At 34.9% G+C, this 20244-nt stretch carries 16 protein-coding genes (1 of these 16 only partly in view); 8 read left to right on the top strand and 8 right to left on the bottom strand.

What is annotated here, in order from left to right; genetic code table 11:
- Positions 1 to 856: the 5' portion of an Lcl domain-containing protein gene (locus ND855_RS02490; protein WP_265357041.1), read on the bottom strand. The gene continues 545 nt to the left of window position 1, outside the view; only the first 856 of its 1401 coding nucleotides appear in the window; its start codon is at positions 854 to 856; the stop codon falls past the left edge of the window.
- Between the two features lie 532 nt (positions 857 to 1388).
- Between ND855_RS02490 and ND855_RS02495 the strand changes: the two genes are divergently transcribed.
- Positions 1389 to 2057: a DUF2461 domain-containing protein gene (locus ND855_RS02495; RefSeq protein WP_265357042.1), complete on the top strand. Its 669-nt coding sequence runs from the start codon at positions 1389 to 1391 to the stop codon at positions 2055 to 2057.
- 83 nt (positions 2058 to 2140) lie between these two features.
- Here the strand turns inward: ND855_RS02495 and ND855_RS02500 are convergent, their stop codons facing one another.
- From ND855_RS02500 to ND855_RS02510, 3 genes are all read right to left on the bottom strand, one after another.
- Positions 2141 to 2524: a hypothetical protein gene (locus tag ND855_RS02500; protein WP_265357043.1), complete on the bottom strand. Its 384-nt coding sequence runs from the start codon at positions 2522 to 2524 to the stop codon at positions 2141 to 2143.
- 215 nt (positions 2525 to 2739) lie between these two features.
- Positions 2740 to 3555: an ankyrin repeat domain-containing protein gene (locus ND855_RS02505; RefSeq protein ID WP_265357044.1), complete on the bottom strand. Its 816-nt coding sequence runs from the start codon at positions 3553 to 3555 to the stop codon at positions 2740 to 2742.
- A 100-nt stretch (positions 3556 to 3655) separates the two neighbouring features.
- Positions 3656 to 4153 carry a DUF3592 domain-containing protein gene (locus ND855_RS02510; protein WP_265357045.1) on the bottom strand — a complete coding sequence of 166 codons (498 nt, stop codon included), beginning with the start codon at positions 4151 to 4153 and terminating at the stop codon, positions 3656 to 3658.
- Between the two features lie 102 nt (positions 4154 to 4255).
- Between ND855_RS02510 and ND855_RS02515 the strand changes: the two genes are divergently transcribed.
- The 3 genes from ND855_RS02515 (at position 4256) to lsa20 (ending at position 7336) form a co-directional block, all read left to right on the top strand.
- A complete protein-coding gene (locus ND855_RS02515; RefSeq protein ID WP_265357046.1) occupies positions 4256 to 5167 on the top strand; it encodes a thioredoxin domain-containing protein in 912 nt (303 codons plus the stop codon).
- Positions 5168 to 5231: 64 nt separating this feature from the next.
- Positions 5232 to 6704 carry an NADase-type glycan-binding domain-containing protein gene (locus ND855_RS02520; protein ID WP_265357047.1) on the top strand — a complete coding sequence of 491 codons (1473 nt, stop codon included), beginning with the start codon at positions 5232 to 5234 and terminating at the stop codon, positions 6702 to 6704.
- Positions 6705 to 6727: 23 nt separating this feature from the next.
- A complete protein-coding gene (gene lsa20, locus ND855_RS02525; protein WP_265357048.1) occupies positions 6728 to 7336 on the top strand; it encodes an LIC11469 family lipoprotein adhesin Lsa20 in 609 nt (202 codons plus the stop codon).
- Positions 7337 to 7339: 3 nt separating this feature from the next.
- Here the strand turns inward: lsa20 and ND855_RS02530 are convergent, their stop codons facing one another.
- Positions 7340 to 8557, bottom strand: a complete 1218-nt coding sequence (locus ND855_RS02530; RefSeq protein ID WP_265357049.1) for an FAD-binding domain-containing protein — start codon at positions 8555 to 8557, stop codon at positions 7340 to 7342.
- Between the two features lie 172 nt (positions 8558 to 8729).
- Between ND855_RS02530 and ND855_RS02535 the strand changes: the two genes are divergently transcribed.
- On the top strand, positions 8730 to 9326 hold the full coding sequence (locus ND855_RS02535; protein WP_265357050.1) for a hypothetical protein: 597 nt from the start codon (positions 8730 to 8732) through the stop codon (positions 9324 to 9326).
- Positions 9327 to 9399: 73 nt separating this feature from the next.
- Here ND855_RS02535 and ND855_RS02540 read toward each other — a convergent pair whose 3' ends face one another.
- Positions 9400 to 10884, bottom strand: coding sequence for an NADP-dependent isocitrate dehydrogenase (locus ND855_RS02540; protein WP_265357051.1), 1485 nt, complete (start codon positions 10882 to 10884; stop codon positions 9400 to 9402).
- Between the two features lie 312 nt (positions 10885 to 11196).
- On the opposite strand from ND855_RS02540, the gene ND855_RS02545 reads away from it, so the two are divergent.
- Positions 11197 to 11763: a TetR/AcrR family transcriptional regulator gene (locus ND855_RS02545; RefSeq protein WP_265357052.1), complete on the top strand. Its 567-nt coding sequence runs from the start codon at positions 11197 to 11199 to the stop codon at positions 11761 to 11763.
- A gap of 33 nt (positions 11764 to 11796) precedes the next feature.
- Here the strand turns inward: ND855_RS02545 and ND855_RS02550 are convergent, their stop codons facing one another.
- On the bottom strand, positions 11797 to 14055 hold the full coding sequence (locus ND855_RS02550; protein WP_265357053.1) for a fatty acid desaturase: 2259 nt from the start codon (positions 14053 to 14055) through the stop codon (positions 11797 to 11799).
- A 171-nt stretch (positions 14056 to 14226) separates the two neighbouring features.
- Positions 14227 to 15756 carry a hypothetical protein gene (locus tag ND855_RS02555; protein ID WP_265357054.1) on the bottom strand — a complete coding sequence of 510 codons (1530 nt, stop codon included), beginning with the start codon at positions 15754 to 15756 and terminating at the stop codon, positions 14227 to 14229.
- 196 nt (positions 15757 to 15952) lie between these two features.
- On the opposite strand from ND855_RS02555, the gene ND855_RS02560 reads away from it, so the two are divergent.
- Both ND855_RS02560 and ND855_RS02565 read left to right on the top strand, forming a co-directional pair.
- Positions 15953 to 19564 carry an adenylate/guanylate cyclase domain-containing protein gene (locus ND855_RS02560; RefSeq protein WP_265357055.1) on the top strand — a complete coding sequence of 1204 codons (3612 nt, stop codon included), beginning with the start codon at positions 15953 to 15955 and terminating at the stop codon, positions 19562 to 19564.
- Positions 19554 to 20213, top strand: a complete 660-nt coding sequence (locus tag ND855_RS02565; protein ID WP_265357056.1) for a response regulator transcription factor — start codon at positions 19554 to 19556, stop codon at positions 20211 to 20213. The genes ND855_RS02560 and ND855_RS02565 overlap by 11 nt, the downstream gene beginning before the upstream one ends.
- The last annotated feature ends 31 nt before the right edge of the window (positions 20214 to 20244 follow it).

The following is a 20244-nucleotide window of genomic DNA, read 5'->3' on the forward strand; positions in this document are numbered from 1 at the left end:
TTGATGCCCAATAAGCATAGTTTACTGTTCCTGGCAGAGCTGTTGTATTATGAATAGTGACGGAAGTTTTGCTTGCATCGTTGGTACTTAGGAGCTCTCGCATTGTTGGTAACCGCCATGAAGTATAACCAGAATATCCTTTCCCCGAATTAGCAGAGTTAAGTGATAAACAAGAAGTAGCTAAAGTTGATAAAGCTCCCGTTGTCACACCTGGACTATTGATTGCACATGTTGGCCCCGATAATCCTTCGGAACATGTTTTCCATATAATACCTGTACTTTGGTCAAACGTTGTGTAATCATTTGGGAAGTTTTGATCTACTTTTGGTTCTGCATAATTGATAGGGAGACCTGAACCAATAGATGCATCATCACCAACTGTGTATGACGTAGTTTGTCCTGTTTTTAATGGAAGGATTGAATATGTTCCTTCGGAGATGGCACTATCTTCCATGCCTACTTTGATTGCAATCGCGCGGATCCTCTGTCCTGCAAGTCTCCAAATGGAAGAGGATGAAAGGTAAGGTGTTGAAAGAATACTAGGTGGTGTTCCATCTGTTGTGATGTATATGGTAGCACCAGGCGTAAAAGTTGTGATGGTGATAAAATTAGGTTCCGTATAATGGCCAGGACTTGGGAAAAAAATAGGCGCAAATACTTTGTTGATATTTACACCGCAGTGGTTACTCGTGTTCCCTGAAAAAATTTTAGAAAGTAGGATTTCATAATAATCGGAATGGTTGGGATCACATGGATTTTCTAAACTTGGATTTTTACAATACGATAGAGATGTTACAAGGAGAAAATGAAGGAAACATTGAATTTTCATTTTGGAGATAAAATTTGAATTTTTCATGAACTTCGTCTCCCGTATGAAAATCGTTTCAATCTATTCTTTCAGTATTCGATTTTATTGCTAAAACGGAAAACTTCCGATCTTTTGCGATACAGGAATTTTATTTCAGGCTATCAAAAATCAATAAATTATTGACTTAATTTGGAGAAAGGTGGTGAAGTTAGCTACCTTTTCAATGTAAGGATTGTGAATCCCTTGTGTAAACTTTCCGCCAGAAAACAGGAGATTCTGCAAACAATGGTTAAGGTAGGAATTGAATCTGTTAATTTTTGAATCTCTTCCAATGAACCTTGAATTTAGGGCCAATTTTCAGTAAGGTTTCTTGCTTTTCGTGGGAGTTCTACAATTTCGTTTCGAACTCCATTGACTAAGGATCGCATTTTTTGTGCTCAAAAGTGATCTATGTTTTGCTTGAAGTGAAACAGGGATCTTCTTTGAATTGAAGAGAATATACGAAACAGTTTGTTTCAGGTCATATTTTTGGATTTCCTTCCAATGACAAATATGAATATAAGGGATTTGTTTAATTGATATGAAGTTAAGTAATGAAGTTTTTAAATTTTTATCGGAACTTAAAAACAATAATCAGAGAGATTGGTTTTTAGAGAACAAACCGAGATTTGACGAAATTCAAAAAGAACTATTGTCCTTCACTGGTGCCTTGTTATCAGGGATTGAAAAATTTGACAGTTCTGTGAAAGGTATAGATCCAAAGTCTTGTATCTTTCGAATCTATAAAGATGTTCGATTTTCCAAGGATAAAAGTCCGTATAAAACACACTTTGGGATTTTTATGAAAGGAGGGAATCGGAAAATTGATGGAACTGGGTATTACCTTCATTTAAAGCCAAATGGTTCTTTGTTAGGTGGAGGTTGTTACCAACCAGATGCACAATCATTGTATAAAATCCGGGACCGAATTGCTAATGATTCTAAAGGTTTTCTTAAAATTATAAATGATCCAAAATTTTATGATACATTTGGAAAAGAATTTTATGCAGAGAAAGTGAAAACGGTTCCAAGAGGTTTTACCAAAGACCATCCTATGATCGAAATCCTCAAGTATAAGGGGTTTGCAGTGGCGAAAAATTTAAAGAATGTAGATTTAACTTCTAAACTGAGCAGTGAAGATCTTGTGAAATTGTTTCGGTTTGTGTATCCACTGAATCAATTTTTGGACCAAGCTATGAATCGAAAATAAGGGACCAATGTGCTCAGTTTTGAATGTGAGGCACAATGATCGATGGTTCTTTTGCAAAAAATTGGTGGAAGTAAGACGGATGATTACTTTGAAGATTTAGAAGCTAAATAGGAAACAAAGATAATCACCAATAAAGAATCAAAAACCAAAGCGGGGCTTGATTTAGCCAAATAAGCTTGTCCATAAACTAAATTTAAAAGTATAAAGATACTTTTACTAATCGAAGCAACAACTAGAACTAAATTACGATTTTGTTCATGATATGCTCCATAGACTAACATTCCACCTACGATTGCGATGAGTGCTCCCCAATTGCGTACGATGATGTTTGCTAAGTTTCCATCCATTGTTTCTCCGAAAGTCAATGTTAGACCTAGGTTAGGATGTAATGCAGACAAAATCATTGAACATGTGATGAGTCCAGAGACTATCATGATCCATTTGATATTTGAAAAAATCAATTTCATTAGAAATACCTCGGACCAAAGAGAGCATATTTATTCTATTAAGCTAGAATATTTTTTATGAAACCTGAGAAGATTTTCCTTTAAAATGAACTTTGGAATTTTTCGTTCTCGAATGGACAAAGTAAGGTAACTTTATCTGATTCACCAATTTAAAGTTAGATTGTCTTGAGGATTCACTTTCTGTGAATCGAGCGATTTGTTTGTTTTCTAGCGGTCTACTTTTTTATCATTTTTAAATACAGGACGATATCATTGGTTTTGGGATCATCATAGAACTGATTGATAAAATCGAAAATTGATTGTCCTTCATTGTCTTTGGAATGAATGTCTGCACCATTTTTTAATAGGAGTTTCACTAAAGCTAAATTTTGAGATCTTTTTTCGATGAGTAAACGAAGGATGGATCTACCAGAACTGTCTTTGGCATTGACATCCGCTTTTTTGCTAATCAAATAAGAAACAATTTCTAGATTTGGATTTTCGATCATTGTTAAATACATAAGAGCTGAGTAGTGGTTTTTATCCAATGCATTGATGTTGACACCTTCATCAACAAAGAGTTGGATGAATTTAAAATTGTTAGGATTAAGATTTGTCGTTAGAGTTAAGGTTGTAGGGCCACTCCCATCAAAATTTGGTTTTAATCCTTGAGCAAACATAAGTTTGATCAAATCATATTGGTTGTATTTAATGGCTGGATGGATTAAATGACGTCCATGAATATTGAAAACATTCACATCTGCTTTTTTTTGAATTAAATAGCGCGCGATATTCACTCGGTTTCTATCGAGAGCATAGAATAACGCAGTTTCTCCATTTTTGTCTTTTGCCTCTAGGTTTGCTCCAGCAGAAACAATTTTTTTAATCTTATCTAAATCGGATTGAATGACTGCTTTGTGTAATTCAGGTAAACTTTGGAATTCACGGATGTTGTCGATTTGGTTTCCAATACTTTGGTAACCTTTCCTAACTGCATCAATGACGAGGACAGGAGAAAGGAGGATATAGTGATACCATTCTAATTTAACCATATCTTTACTTTGGCTAAAAATTGAATTAGGAATGAAGCAAAAGAGTAGGATTCCAATTCGAATTTTTTTAAATGGAAACATTTTTGAAACCATCGGACGTTTAAAATTGATCCAAATGCGATTGTGGATTAAATAAATTCAGTATTGATGTTTTTATTTTCGAAAGAATTTTTCCGAAGAAAGTTCCTATTAAAAACAATCCTATGCTGAAGAGTATCGTTCTCAAAGGATCATACCATAATTCGTAAAAGGAGTTGATAATAGCATAATCAGGTTGGTTTTCAGAAAGATACAAGGGAACATGTTGTCCAATTTGGTATTGATTGCCCACTTCACCTAAAATTTTTCCATGAATTTCATAAGTTTCTCCATTCACTTGGTATTTGATAATTGGTCTTATGGTATAGTGAGTGGTCCCGTAACGTTTGTTACCCGTTTGTGTGGTATAATCTTTTTCTTTATAGGATGATTCCACTATACCAAAAATTTTGGTTCCAGATTGAATGGTGATGATTTTGCCTAAACTCGCATAAATTGATGTAAAGAAGAGGTACAGAGCTAATAACTGTAATATGCGCGATAAGATTTTAATTTTCATACAAGAGACTCATCAAAAAGGACACAACTGCCTCTTTCAATCAAAAAATCAATTTTCATCATACAAAAATACTTGAGACTATTTGCTACAGATCTTAGAATTATGAATGTGCCCATAGTCATTTTATTTTATTTCTTTTTTTCCTGTTCCGAACCATTGCCGGAAAACCGGTATCTACCAGAATCCTTACCTTCTGAGGAATCAATCAAGGAAACACTTTCATCAGAGATTCACTTAAACCAATTGAATGAGAAAGCAAAGTCCCTTGGAATTACATTACAAGAATGGAAGGAAACTGAGAGAAAACTTGTTTCTGAAACGGACATCAATCATTACTGGGGATCAGAGAAAAAACAATTACGAAGTTCTATACAGGATACAGATGCAATTGATCGATTGCGCGAAATGATTCGCATACGAATTGTTTGGAGTCGTATCTTCCAAAAATCGAATATAAGTATAAAACAAAAACCAATAATCCAATCAAAGATAAGTTTACTATCAAAAATAAATAGTAAATTCTCACCTCAATTTGGCCAACCTAATTCGAAATGGGTGATTGTTGAATGGAGCGATTATATATGTGGCTTTTGTAAGGAAACCTTCCCTCATACACAAAAACTTCTTTCGAAATACAAAAATCAAATTCATTATATCCATAAAGATTTTCCACTGGATGGTGATACAAACCAAAGTTTAGCACCTCTCGTTGTTTCGCGTTGTTTGTGGGATAAAGACCCAGTTCATTTTACAGAGCATATGCAAAACCTTTATGCCAATGCGAAAACTATGATCAAAACTGAAATTCCAATACCCAACCAATCGAGTGTTTGGTCTGAATGCGATTCCCAAAGAGAAACTCAAAAATACCTAGACCTAGTCAAAAAGGACTGGGAAGAAGCAAAAAAACTTGGAGTCACTTCAATCCCTACTTTTTGGGTGAATGGTAAATGGATTGTTGGTGCATTAAACCAAGATACTTGGGAAAGGGTATTAAAAGATACGAGTCCCTAAAAAATTTCTTGCCTTTTTTCCGTACAATGGGTTCTTTTAAATCCACATTTTCAAAGGACCAATAATGAAACTCAAATCCAGTCTATTTTTTGTTTTGATTTTAATGGTAACATTCACAGTCAATTGTGGGAAAAAACTCCATTTTTCAATGGTGACATCCACATCTATGGAGAATGGTCTCCCCTTCTTAGTGTTAGATGGCAAGGAATGGAAAGCTGAGCCAGGTGCAGAATTTGTTAAGTTACATTTTTATGCAGACAATGCATTCCCATTAACTAAAGTATCAATCGAATCTTGTAATGGACAATTTAAAGACCGAGTCGCCGCTTATGTAAACTTCGACGAAGTGTATGCAAGTACGGACATCGAAAAATCGAACTCGGAAGTTATTTTTGATCCAGTTGTGCAGGCAAGATCGGTGACTTTGAATTTTCAAAGAAACCAAAATATATGTATAAAGGCTGTCAAATTTTACGATGATGCCAAAAAAGCGTATCGAACTTATACACCAGAAATTGTATCGGGAACAGTAACTGCATCTGAGACTGCTTCACCTGAGCCAACTTATTCTGTTATGAATTTATTTGATTCTAAATATGAGAATGGATATGCATCTGTTAAAGGCGGAGTTGGAGTATCATTTAACTTTGATTTTGCGGATACGAAAAAAATTTCTGTCATTAAAATTTGGAATGGTTACCAAAGGTCTGATGTTCACTGTATTAAAAATGGTAGAGTTAAAGCATTTTTATTAACTGGTGATGATGGTTATTCTGCTAAAATCAATGTAGAAGATACAATGGGTAGCCAAGAAATCCAACTGCCTTCAACCTTTAAAGGTAAAAAACTTACAATGAAAGTGGAAGAGATTTATCCTGGTTTGACAGAGAAAGGGATTGTGTTATCCGAACTTCGTTTTGGTCATGATGGTGATTGGTTTGCAATGGATACTCTTCCAAAATCCAAAGATACCGCTGCAAAGAATTTTGATTCATTTTCAAAATCTTCACTACGTATGGTCTTAAATCGAGGTTTAACTGGTAGAGAAGTTTATGCGGTTTCAGGTGATGAAGCAGTTGTAGACCAACCTGCAGGAGCAGAGAACCAAGTGGCGATGGAAGAGAATATGGATCCGCCTACCTCTTCTGATTGGACAATTCGTTTGCGTTCGGATGGGACTTTCTTTTTAGAAGGTTCAACTGCAAGAACAAATTATGATGCCGGAGAGGAAAGTTCAAATCGGTTTTATGGATTAGGAAATTATGAAGTAAAAGAGATGAATCCTGGAAAAATCCAACTTCGTATCTTTGGATTTTTGCGAAAACAAACGTTTACAAACTTTTTAGATTATGGTGGTGGAGATTGTAACGGATGTGGAAGGGATTGTAACTTAGTGAAAAATCCAGATCCAAATAATACTGAGAAAATTTTTCAAGAATTTGTTACGTTACAAGTGAAAGGGAAACAATTTTATCTGATCAATTCTAAAAAAACTGATAATTTAGATTTCTCAACATTGGAATTAAATTTAGAATAGTAGAGGGATTCGGATTTATTAGGATGAAACAACGACTTTCCTTTTTTATTGTATTCGGTTTGATACTTTTGTTTCACTCCTGTGAGGAAAAAGTAGTTTCACCGATTCATGAACACAATGAAGTTGTTGTTACCAATCCCATTCCATCTAACAAAGTAAAAATTGATGTTAGATGGGCATACACTTCCTTACCTTTAGAAATGGAAATTAGAGAACCTGGAGGAGCACAAGCCTTAGCTCTTTGGACAACTGGTACTGTGCAAGATGGTAAACGTGCACCTTTCGGAGACTTGATTCCTGATGGGCAATTGGTCTTAAAACCCGGCTCTAAAAAACAATTTTTATTGGTAATGAAAAATCCAACAGATAAACCAGCCTATTTTTTCGCAGCACCACATTCCGCGATGCCCGTAGAACATAGTTTTGGTTTTAAATTCAAATGTTTATGTGTGAACCATGCTTTTTCTATTCCACCTAAGGAAACTTGGTACAGAGTTGTTGAAATCCGTCTTGCTCCTGACTTTTTGGGAGATACATTAGTTTTAACTCACAACTTAATTGGAATTACGAAAGAAAGAATGTTACAGTTTGAGAAAAGTGCAAGTAAATCGCTCCCTAGTGAGATGGATTGATTCTTAAAACAAACTTGGTTGGTTTGATAAATTTTTACGATCCCATATTTTTTCACATTTTTTCCAATACGTAAAAAAAGAAGGATAGTATCCAGAAACTTCAGGAAAAATCCAATCTCTTCCCTCTTCATTTCCAATATATTCTTTGTTAGTTGGATGTTCTTTCCAATAAATTTCAGGCCGAGCTGAGTTTAATTGGTGTAATAGATCTTCCCATTCACCCCAAAAAAATTTGATTTTCGGTATATTCTTTGCTAGAGCGAATATAAAATCCATAGTTTTGGGTGACGATGGAAACTTTCTAAAAAAATGAGGGCGTAACATAAAAATACGATTTGCTCGAATGTTTTTTTTCCAATTTGGATCTAGATTATAAAAATCATATAATAACACTGGTAACGAGGGATCCAAATCTAAAGGGAAATTGGGATAGGAGTGAGAATAGATTCGATCCTCTGGATTTTGGTTCGAAATTTTTGATTCGATCCACTTTTCAGTTTCTCGGTAAACATTTGTTAAATCCCAATCAAATAATTCCTCCAATTCCTCGGGACAAAAATCAAATTTTGGAATTTCTTCGTAACTACGATCTAAATAGGTAAAATGGTCATTCGTTTTTAGGTATTTGTTAATGTTTTCTTGGTTGGCTATATATTTTTTTGAACTAAATGAACCAGAAACCCACTGCCAGCTACAAGTGTTACTTGCTGCATCAGCATCTAACAAATGATAATACATCCATTCTGAAGGTTTTTTCCAGTAAGCACCTCCAATATTACAAACTAGAGATGCAATATACATTCTAACATGATTGTGAAGATAACCCGTTTCGTAAAAATCGAGTAACTCTCGGTTTATCCCTGGGATCCCAGTTTGGACATGACCATTCAGAATTGATTTCGGAATTTTAAAATGTCTAGTCCCGGGTTGTGGTTGTTTTAAATCTTGGAAAAGGAGTTCGCCCTTATTTCGCCAAACTTGCTGAAAATAATCACGCCATGTTAATTCTTGAACAAATTTTGTGATTTGATATGGTTTGTGTCCTAGGCAAGACACATGTTCAAAGATTTGTTTGGTGGAAATATAACCTCTCGCGATGTAAGGTGATAATAAAGATACTGCTCCATCAATATAGTTTCTTGAACTGCCATACTTAATTGGATCGATTGATTGGATTCTTTTTTGGATGGAGATTGGATCTGTTGGAAAAGAAACTTTCAAATGTTTTATGGATTCCCAAAGTTCTATCAGAGATACGAACACTGATTAGACAGAACTAAAAAATAACTTTCTAAATTTATTGACAAAAAATAAAAAAAATCCAATATCAACTTTTGCAATATTCGTTCCATTTGCAACAAAACGTTGAAATAGAAAAGGGAATCAAATGATAATGATGAAAAGAATTGGCATCGTAATTGGAATACTTATCCTAATAGGTATTTCATTTTATGCATATATGGGTGGATTTAAAACTATTGAAGTGAAACACCAATCCTTCGGACCAGTAAACGTATTCATATACACTCATAAAGGTCCCTACCAAAATTTAAATCAGAGCTGGGAAAAATTCCAAAAGGAATGGGAATCAATTGGTATTACTGAATGTAATAGTTTGGCAATTTATTTGGATCCACCGGGCACTCCTCCCGAAAACTTAAGATCAATTTTGGGATGTCGTATGACGGGACTTACGGAAAACCAAATCAAATCAATTCAATCAAAATTTGTTACCTTCCAGATTCCACAATCTGATTGCCTAACGACCACGTTTCCATTTAAGAATGTATTCTCATACTTCCTTGCTCCTACAAAAGTTTATCCGAAGTTTCAAGAAATACTCTCAAGTGAGTCCGGGAAAACATCAGTCGCAATTGAAGTGTATGGTGGTTCCGCAAAATTTGTAGATCATATTCAGTTTTATATGCCTTTAGGAATCAATCGTGATGTTTTTTTACCTTTAGAAAAACAATTCGAATCAAAAAAATAGAAGATTCCGATCCCTTAAGTCACCATCAGTTGTGACTTAAGGTTTCCATTACGAATGAGATAGTTAATTTTACTTATTCTCCTTGTCCTAAAGAATAACCAGCAACTCCATCAAATTCATACAGATTTTCTGTTTTGATAAAATCATATCCCTTTGATTCGAGTAAGGTTAGAACAGCTGTAATATCTTTATGTTGGATTTTTCCACCGTTTGGTGAGATGAATCGACAACGAAAATGATCAGTTAAAAACGTTTCTTTTTGTCCTTTTGGATATACTTTAACTCCTCGGTTTGTGATCATTTTCAAATGTAAAAAGTTTTCTGTGATGACCTCAATATTTTTTCCTAAAACATTTGGATCACGATCATTTGGTATATCTAGGAAAATATCAACTCCAACTAATTCTTTTTTTTCTCTTTGAGTTGATAAACTCAGCATGAATGTTTTTGGTTTGACGAGTTCACTTGCAGAGAGTACTTCCGGATTTTTTCCAAGCCTATCAATGATTGCATCTGCATACTCTTTTGTTCCAACTAGTGTTGTATTCTTTTGATTTTGAAATACATCAGCAGTTCGAAAACCATCCTCAATTGTTTTTAATACTGCATTCCTAATGAGTTTTGCTTTTTCCGTTTTGCCTAGATGTGTTAACATCATTACAGTTGCTTTAATCACTGCAGTTGGATTGGCAATATTCTTTCCAGCTATATCTGGAGCACTTCCATGGACAGCTTCGAACATCGACACAAAGTCACCAATGTTTGCTGATCCACACATACCAACAGAACCTGTGACTTCTGCTGCAATATCCGAGAGGATATCACCGTATAAATTTGGAGCAAGAATCACATCAAATTTCTGAGGTCGATTGGCGAGTAATGCTGCACCAATATCAATGATCATACTTTCTGCTTCAATCTCAGGATATTCTTTCGCAACTGTTTGGAAGATATTGGCAAACAATCCATCCGTAATTTTCATGATGTTGTCTTTTACCATACATGTGATTTTTTTTCTTCCATTAGATCTTGCGAATTCAAATGCATATCGCACAATTTTCTCTGTACCAGGGACAGTGATCAATTTTAAACATTGAGTGACTTCACGTGTTTGGCGGTGTTCAATTCCTGCATATGTATCTTCTTCATTTTCTCGAATGATGACTATATCAGTATTGGGATGATTCGTTGCAATAAAGGGATCATATGTTTTTGCAGGTCTTACATTTGCATATAAACCTAATGTTTTACGAATGGTTACATTTAGACTTTTGTATCCTTTCCCTCTAGGAGTGGTAATCGGACCTTTTAAGATGGTTGGGTATTTACGAATTGTATCCCAAGCATTTTCTGCAATTCCAGAGAGTATTCCTGATAAATAAACGGAGGAACCAGCTTCGACTTTTTCAAATTGTAATCCAGATTTAGCTTCATTCAAAATACGGATTGTTTGTTGGATGATCTCTGGTCCAATTCCATCTCCTTCAATTAAAGTGACGACGGCTTCTTTGTTCTCTTCTATTCCATTGATATTTGATTCTTTCATGGTTGTAGGCATATTCTGCTCCTAGAATGTAATTTAATACGTGAATTACAGTTCGTATATTAGACCTTATTGGAATCGAAATTTGACAAAAAAAATTCTATTTGAAATGAACTTTTGAAACTAAACGTTACATAATCCATTTTGAATGTGCCTTCGTGTTGAACGAAGTATTGATAAGCGATAATTTTTTATGAAAAGATTCTCGCTTGAAGTTCTTTGGCATAGAATTAAAATAACCCTGTTGTCTCGTCGATTTTTGAAGGCCATTGGAAATGGTTATATCTCCATGGAAAATTGATTGTGAGATTAACTTAGGTGGTCTTTATGCCAAAGATTGTAGATCATAATTTGTATCGAATGGAGTTACTTTCCAAATCCCTACCAATCTTTGTCTCCAAAGGGGTAGCTTCTGTTTCGATGAGGGAACTTGCAAAAGAACTGGGAGTTTCAACTGGAACTTTGTATCATTATTTCCCAACCAAAGAAGCTTTGTTTGCTTCAATGGTAAAACATCTGGTGATGACAGATGCAGAAGCAATCCAAAAGTTATCAGAAGAAACAACGAGTATCATTGACATCATGAATTTCGTCTCAGGGAAAGAAGGACATTTTTTGAATTTGATGTTACTCGCAGTTGATATCAAAAGACAACATTCAGAATCTAAAGAACTGGTACAATTGGTAGAAGATTCTTTTATTGCCTATGAAAATGCACTCAATCGATTTTTTCCAAAAGAAACAGAAGGGAAGGGTGGTAAAGCCTTCCTTGCTTTTTTTGTAGGAGTTCTATTTTTAAAATCCAAGGGAGACGAACACACCCCTTGGATTGATTTGTTTGAAGGATTAAGGTATGTAGGTGATTTACTCACTTGGGATTCCAAACAATTGTAATTCATTTTAATCTTTTTTTCTAGTTTATCCTTTTTATTGCAAGAGTGATTGATTTTGATTAGAATTTAGAAACGCTGAGTTCCCACTGTTTCGATTTGCGATTTTTATGAGTTCCAATTCTTCTGGGCTTGCAAACTTTTGGTCCCATTCCTTAACTTTGGGAATCATCAGATAATTCCATAAAGGTGGTATGAGTGCGATCACTATCGTTGTCAAATAACCACTGATCATCATAGGTGCATTGGGATAAGGTCTTAAATTTTGGTAAGGAACTTCTCCTTGTGCGTGGTGGTGGGAGTGCCGTGTTAAGTTAAACATGGTCCAAGAACTAATTCTTTTGTTTGTGTTCCAAGAATGTCTTGGTTGTACAGGCTCTTCTGGCAATCGAACCATTCCATAATGTTCCATATAATTTACAATTTCAAGAAGGCTTTTTCCAAATAATCCAGAAAGGATAAAAAAGAACATGCCAGGGGTTCCGCCAAGTGAATACGCTATCACTACCAAACAAACACTCATCAGATGTCCTCTTAGGAAAGCATTGTGGTATGATAAAGTAGGAACATTTTTACGTTTCAAACGTTTTCGTTCAATATTCCAAGCACTGATATTGCCTTTGATGGTCGAAGCGAGGATATGATAATACACATTCCTTCCGCGAGGAGCTGTGGCTGGATCTTCTGTTGTGGATACATAACGATGGTGTCCGTACACATGTTCAATCGAAAAGATTGTATCAAAACTGAATGCCAATAACCAACGACCAATGAACATGGAGATAGGGTCCCAAGTTCGATGCGTTAATTCATGTGCGGTAATGGTTCCTATGAGTCCAATCATCAAACCCGTAAAAATAATCGCATAAACATGGACAAGGGGTGATGTATTCAATTTTGCAAAATTAAAATCATATCCGATTATTTGTGTTAACCAAGTACCAAAACCAAAAGTATCAGTGGGACTCACTGTCCAAATGGAACAAAAAAAGATAAGAATTAAGATTGGTAATGCCATCCAGAGTTGAAATGTAAGAATTTCTGGTTTTGTATAATTCGGAATACGCTTGTCATCACCAGAAATTGCATCTCCAACTAGATAAAATAAGAGTAAAGAAAAAAATCCAATGGTAGTATAATATCCTCCCATAAGGATACTCACAACCGATGATAGCCCTACAACATGAAACAAAAAGAATTTTAGATAATCAAACAATCCAGCTTTGGATCTAGTGTTTTTGTCATCTATCTGCAAACTAAGACTATGATCAATGGTTGTAAATCGATCGGCAAAAATTGACTGTTTTTGAATACCCAATTTTAGCAATTCATTTGTCGCAGAATCAACCATTGGTGGTGGTCCACATAAATAAACTTCAGATAAGCTTGTTAGGTAGTCTTTGATTTTTGATGTGACAAGACCTCTTTCTCCTTTCCATGTTTTACCTATTGGTTCTTCGGAAAGTATAGGAACAAAGGTAAATTTTCCTTTCCAAACTTTTTGAATTTTTTTGATTTCACTTAACTTGTATAAATCTTCTTTTTTACGTGCACCAAAAAGTAATGTGAGCGGTCGTTTGGTGCCTTTCAAAATACCTTCCTCTAACATAGCAAGTATTGGTGCAAGGCCACTACCTCCAACAACCATTAGAATTGGTTTTTTGGAATCTCTTAGATAAAAATTGCCAAATGGACCTTTGAGTATTGCTTTTTTCCCAAGTAAATTTTCATTCAATATATAATTTGATAATTTTCCATTGGGAACTTTGCGGACAATAAACTTTACGATCTGTTTTTGATTGGGTGCATTTGCAATGGAGTAATTTCTTTCTGCGTCCATACCTTCAATCGAAAGAGAAACATATTGACCAGCTTGGAAATAAAGTTTTGTATCCAATTGGATGGAGATTTCGCAGATCTCGTCAGTTAATACTTTTTGTTGTATAACGGTCCCTGAATAAGAGTTTTTGTTTTCTACTTGGACTCTAACATCAGTTTGTGGAATACTTTGGCAAGCAAGGATGTACCGTTCATCCAATTCTTCATCAGACAATAAATAGCTAGTTTCAGTGAGTTCTTTCACCTTCCCATCTACTAGTTGACACTTACAAGTCGCACAACCACCAACCCGGCAACTATGTGGAAAATCAATCCCTTGCCTTAGTGCTGCACTCAGAATGTTTTCATTTGGCAAGGTTTCAATTGTGGTTCCATTAATTGTTACTTTTCTGGAATTGGGGGAGGGTATACGAATTTCCCCATCTTTTTGTTTGCCCATTTGGTTTAAGAGAAACATAAGCAACTCCTTTCTCTGTGGTGAGATCAAAATGCCAATTTTGGCAAATGAAGGTAAACCACATTTTATATCGCACGTTCGTTATAAATAAAATAAGTCAATTGTGTCAAACATTAAATTCCATATGATTCTGGAGAATCGCGATCGTTTTTCAATTCCAACCGCGGAACCTTATTGCCTAAGGGGAATTACAATCGGATTGCCATAGTCCCAATGGCCGCGGGAAGCTCCACTCACACCATTGATGAGTGGTAAAAGTACCAATTCTCGATCGGGATGGTCACTGACATCAATTTGAAATTCAAAGACAAAACCGACTTTTCCCCACACATACCGTTTCCTTCCTTCTTTTCTTTCGTATTCCCAACCGTACACATCGTTCGGATGCATTTTGAATCCAAATCCAACTCGTTCTTTGTTTTTGGAATTGTCGGCCAAGAAGAAATAAAGATCTTTTTCTTTTGAAATGTATTCAGTGTATGGTTTGTCTGAGCGAATCATTCCATATAATAAATTGTCTTTTATAAAATAACGAAATTCCACAATTGGAATTTTTTGGCCGGGAAGTTTTGGTTGTATGAGAGTGACAACGTCTAAAAAAGCCCAATCGTCATCCATTCCATCGAAAATGATTCCGTAATTTTTAATTCGATTTTGAAAATCTGCTGACTCGTTTTTTTCATTTGGATTTGTACCCAAACTGTACTCAGCAAAATCACCCAATCCATCTTTATCACTATCCCAATCAGTTGTCTTGGTTTGATTTACAATTTCTTCATAGTCAACAATAGAATCTCCATCTTGGTCTTGCAGTAGTGCCTTAGTTTTTGTTTGGTAACCTTTACGTTGTACCCATCCTGATAAAAATTGGTTCCAATCCATCTCTTTTTGTTTTCGTAAGAGTGAGATGACCCCTTTTGTTTTTTCTTCAGATATGATTTTCGAGGGAGCGATGAAATAATCATGCCAAGATTTATGAGTGGGATCCATGAGAGACATTAAGAATTTCCGATACTTATCTCCACCTAATTCCAAATAAATCATGTATTGAATTTTAAAAGTTTTTTCATAATAAATTGAGAAATCTTTTGCAACGATTGAATCTGGGTACGAAGTGTCATTCAGGGGGAAATCAATTTTTGGTAAAGGTTGTCTGAAACCCCACCAAGAATTCACTTTATGAATTTCTAATATTCCAATCGAATGGTATCCACTTTTTTCCATTGCAACTGGTAAAAAACTACTCACACCTTCGGCTACCCATCTAGGTTCTTGTCCAAACCACCAATGCCCAATTTCATGATAGAGGAGGGGTGCTGGTATGGGAAGTTCTGGATCAGGGAACGCAAATGGAACATAAGCGATTGATCCTTCGTTTCTTGCTGTTGAACTGTCCTTTATATCTTTGATTGTTAAGACTTTTGCTCTTGGGGCTGCTTGTAGATACTCAGCTAATTTTGGAATATAAGCTGCAGATGTTTCGAGAATTAGGGTAGCAAATTGGCTCTTTTTTCCTTCTGGTTTGTAAAGGACACGAATGGTTTTGGACTCACCTAAGACTTGAATGGTTTTTTCTTGTGATTCGATTCCCATATCTTCTTCCTTTTCTGAAAATAGATTACCACTCGATTTAGGCATAGTGTCTGTATGCGAAATAAGTAATAATATAAGTAGGAACCAAGTAAGTCGTTTTGTTCTCATGGAAACAAAACTTTAAAGAATGGTAAATTTTAGAAAAGCAGTTTCTAATCATCCACTGAATAAAAACCCCCTAAATAGGGGGGATCATTCGATAAAATATTAATTTCCAAAGGAAGGATTTTTGAAAGGCTCTGACAGATTCTTCGCAAAATCATTTGTTTTGCGGGCAAAACTGTTATAACCAATTGAGGCTTTCATGATCCCCCTACCTGAACTATCGAATCATCCCTCTACGATTGAATACTTTTGGCATAAACTTCCGTGGGCCGTTCCCAATTTTTTTACGATGTTTGTTGGATTAACACTTACTTCTCTTGGACTAATTGCGATCAAACGTTCCGACAACCGAAAACTCTTAATTAGTTTTATTTGTTTTTCTTTTTCGTTTGCTTCTCTTGGGTTAGTGCTCTGTATACGTTCTTTAGTCCAAGACCAACCTACATTATTATATTGGAATCGTTTGGGATACTTTGGAGTTGTCTTCTTATCACCTGCAGCTTCATTTTTAACATATTATCTTACCAACCAACATTATCGTTATTTGATCCTATCCGGTATCGTATCAATGTTAACCTTTGCATTCGCGTATTACGGACTATTGACTCATTATGATTTTAGTGATGGGTATTTTTTATATACCTTTGGAAAATATCCAATTGCCGAACTCCCTCTCAAAGTATGGGGCATCGTTTTAGTATTTAATTATCTATTTATATACACTCCTACCTCACTTCATTTTTGGGCAAAAAATAAAGAAGATTTTGAATCAAAGAAACTAATGTTTTTGGGACTGCACATATGTAGTTTTTTTCTCATCACCAATTTGTTGAGTTTAGTTGGTTATCCAGTTTTTCCCATGAGTAGTTTTGCATTTATTCCATTATCGATTTTAGGATATGGAATTTTTCGATCAGATTTTTTGAATTTAAATGACCTGTTGTTTAGACAAAGAGGTTTATTCTACTTTTTGTCTGGATTTATCACGACTGTTCTTATTTTGATTGCATTCATCATTGCCATTTTCCTTAGTCCCAAAGAGCAACTAACGTCATACTTGCGGCCATATTTTTTAGTTCCACTCATTTCTAGTGTCATGGTGTTTGGTTTAGCGATCTATATAGCAGGTAGTAATCCTGATAAAAAATTGAATATGTTAGCATCTATTTCATTTTTCTTAGCGGGTGCATTTACAATTGTAATGGTGATTCTTAAATTTGACATTCCATTCATTGCCACAAGAAGGATCGAACAAATTTTTTATACCTTGTTTGTTTTTACGCCTGGTATCCATTTAAGATTTAGTTATGCTTTATATGGAAAAAAATCTCCAAAATTTGTAAGGTGGATAGATGTTGGATCGTTCGTATTGTCCATCGTACTTTGGACTCCCTATTTTTTTACTGGATTTTATGAGTATAGTTTTGGCAAAATTTCAGCTGGTGGAATTGGACTTAATGCATTCGGTATTTTAGGATTGGTGGGAATTACTCTCTTTTTGATCGATTGGAAACAGATTAAAAAAGAAACTCACAATTCATTGGCAAATTACATTGTTGTTATTTTATTATCTGCTGATTTTATGATTTTACTCAATTTGCCGGCGACAATGGGAATCCCTTTGTACACATTTGGCGAATTGCAGTGTATACCTGCTTTTTTCATTTCTTTATTTATCATTAAACTAGAAGCAATTCCTACATCAGGTCAAGCTACGATGATTGGAAACCGAGTTTCTCTAATGATTTTATTTTTTGTTCCTATCTCAATGTCGTTTTATGTATTAAATCTTATGAATGTGTTTCCAACAAATATTGCGATTTCCCATGCACTGTTTGTAGCTTCACCTATTGCCCTTGCATTTTACCTTGTATCCTTTGTGTTTTTAAGATCTACTGCGATGAAGTTAGACCAAACCATACATGCCTTGGCAGAAGAAAAAATGAAAACAGACAAGGCTCTCATCCAATCGGAAGAATCCAAAAAAGAGATTGAAACGATTAACCACTTCACAAATTTGATCAACTCAGAATTTGAATTGCCTAAAATCATCAGTGCGATTGCAGAATATGTGAACCAAAAATATGGAATTTTAGCTACTTGGTTGTTTTTGTTGGATGAAAAAAATCAGGAGATCAGAAGTGTACATGCAGAAACATTTATAGAAGCAACAGAAGAACAAAGAGCCTTCGCTAATGATTTAAGAATTCCTTTAAACGAATCTGGAGGGATCGCCTACTTAGTTTGGAAACGAAAAAAAATTATGTTAATACCTCAAATCAAACGATTTGAATTTGATATCGATAGAAAAATTAGTGAAAAAGCAAGAGCAACTTCGTTTTTGCACGTACCTTTAGTTTTAAATAATGAAACGATCGGTCTCATATTATTCTCCAATTTTATGGAACGATTGAACATAACAAAGTCAGAAGCAAGATCGATCGAACAACTTTGTGCTCAAGTTGCAGGTGTCATCCAAAGGGTACATCTTCTTCGTGAAACAGAAAAACAAAAGAGAGATATCCTTTCTTTAAATGGTTTGATTAAAGATTTAAATGAAAAAATGGACATCCATTTAATCATGAAAAAGGTACATAAGTATGTAAAAGAAAATTTTAACATCATGTATTATTCATTATTGGTTGCGGATGGAGAAAAAAAATATTTGCGATTCGTTGACATGGAAGTACCAGATAATGTCACCGAATTTCAAAAAAAAAGAATATATGAGATGAGGATTCCTGTTAAAGGAGGACAAGGAGCTCATGAATTATCTCTTAGAAGAAAAAAACCAATTTATATACCTGATCGAATTGGGAATTTTGAACGTTGGCTCTCTGAAGATGACAAGTGGGTTCAAGAAATTTGTAACATCCAAGCTTTTATTTTTATACCCATGATTTTAAATGGTGAAGTGGTAGGTATACTCGATTTATCAAATTCTGATAGAACCTTAGATTTATCTGTAGAAGATTTATCGAAGTTGTCAATTCTTGCTGAACAATTAGCAGGGATTATCTACGGTTCGACATTATTTAAAGAACTGGAAGTTTCCAGAAATATCGCCGAGGAAGAGCGAAGGAAAAACGAAAAATTGCTCCTCAATATCTTACCAAATGATATTGCACAAGAGCTTAAAGAAAAAGGTGCCACCGAACCAATCTTATATGAAAATGTAAGTGTAATGTTTACTGATTTTAAAGGATTTACTCAAATTGCCGAAGTATTGTCTCCACAGGAACTAATCCGAGAACTAGATGCTTGTTTTGTCCAGTTTGATAAAATCACAGAACGATACAAACTTGAAAAATTAAAAACAATTGGAGATAGTTATATGTGCGCTGGTGGAATTCCAAAACTAAATCAGACACATGCAATTGATTCAGTATTAGCTGCCTTGGAAATCCAGGCATTTATGAATTTGATGAAACAAATCAAGGCAGACCAAGGGCTTCCATTTTGGGAATTACGTTTGGGTATCCATTCTGGTCCACTTGTTGCTGGAGTAATTGGCGAAAAGAAATTTGCATATGATGTTTGGGGTGATACTGTCAACACCGCCTCTCGTATGGAATCTTCAGGGACACCAGGAAAAATTAATGTCAGTGGAACAACTTATGATATGATAAAGTATGTATTTGATTGCGAATTCAGAGGAAAGGTCAATGCCAAAAATAAAGGGGAGGTGGAGATGTTTTATGTCATTGGGTTAAAAAAAGAATTTTCCCTCTCGGAAGACCAAAGAACTCCCAATGAACATTTTTGGAAGTATTACGAAACATTAGCAGGTACAACAGAAAATGTCGCTTAAATCGGATTTACCTGAAGAGAAAGACAAAATCAAAATTGGAATCTTAGAAAATGACGAATACTTTTTGGGTGAATTAAAAGAACGTATTTCCGTAATAAATAATGTTTCTGAGATTCTTACTTGGCAAACAGGGGAGATGTTACTCCGAGATCCACGACACAAAAGTATTGATATTTTGTTTTTAGATATCATGTTGCCGGGGATCAATGGGATCGAAGTTGTAAAGATTCTATCGGAAAAAAACGAAAACATTAAAGTGATTATGCTAACGAATATGAATTCAGATGAAATGATATTTAATTCGATTAAAAATGGAGCATTGGGTTATCTTTTAAAATCCGAACTTGGGCAAATTCAAAGTATCATCGATGTATTGTTAGAGGGTGGTGCTTATATCACTCCCACTATTGCCTTAAGAGTTTTTTCTAGTTTTAGAAAACCAATCGATAAACCGAAAGTTTATTTAACTGACCGTGAAAAACAAATATTAGAATTATTAGTAAAAGGAAAAACAATACCTCTTGTTTCAAAATTTTTAAGCTTAAGCGAACACACAGTTCAAGGTTATGTAAAATCAATTTATCGAAAATTACAAGTTCATAATCGATCTGAGTTGGCCATGAAGGTGCAGGAATATTCAATTTTGTAATGGTAAAGATTGTAAGATGGATTTTTGTAAT

This window comes from Leptospira paudalimensis (genome assembly GCF_026151345.1).
Lineage (GTDB): Bacteria > Spirochaetota > Leptospiria > Leptospirales > Leptospiraceae > Leptospira_A > Leptospira_A paudalimensis.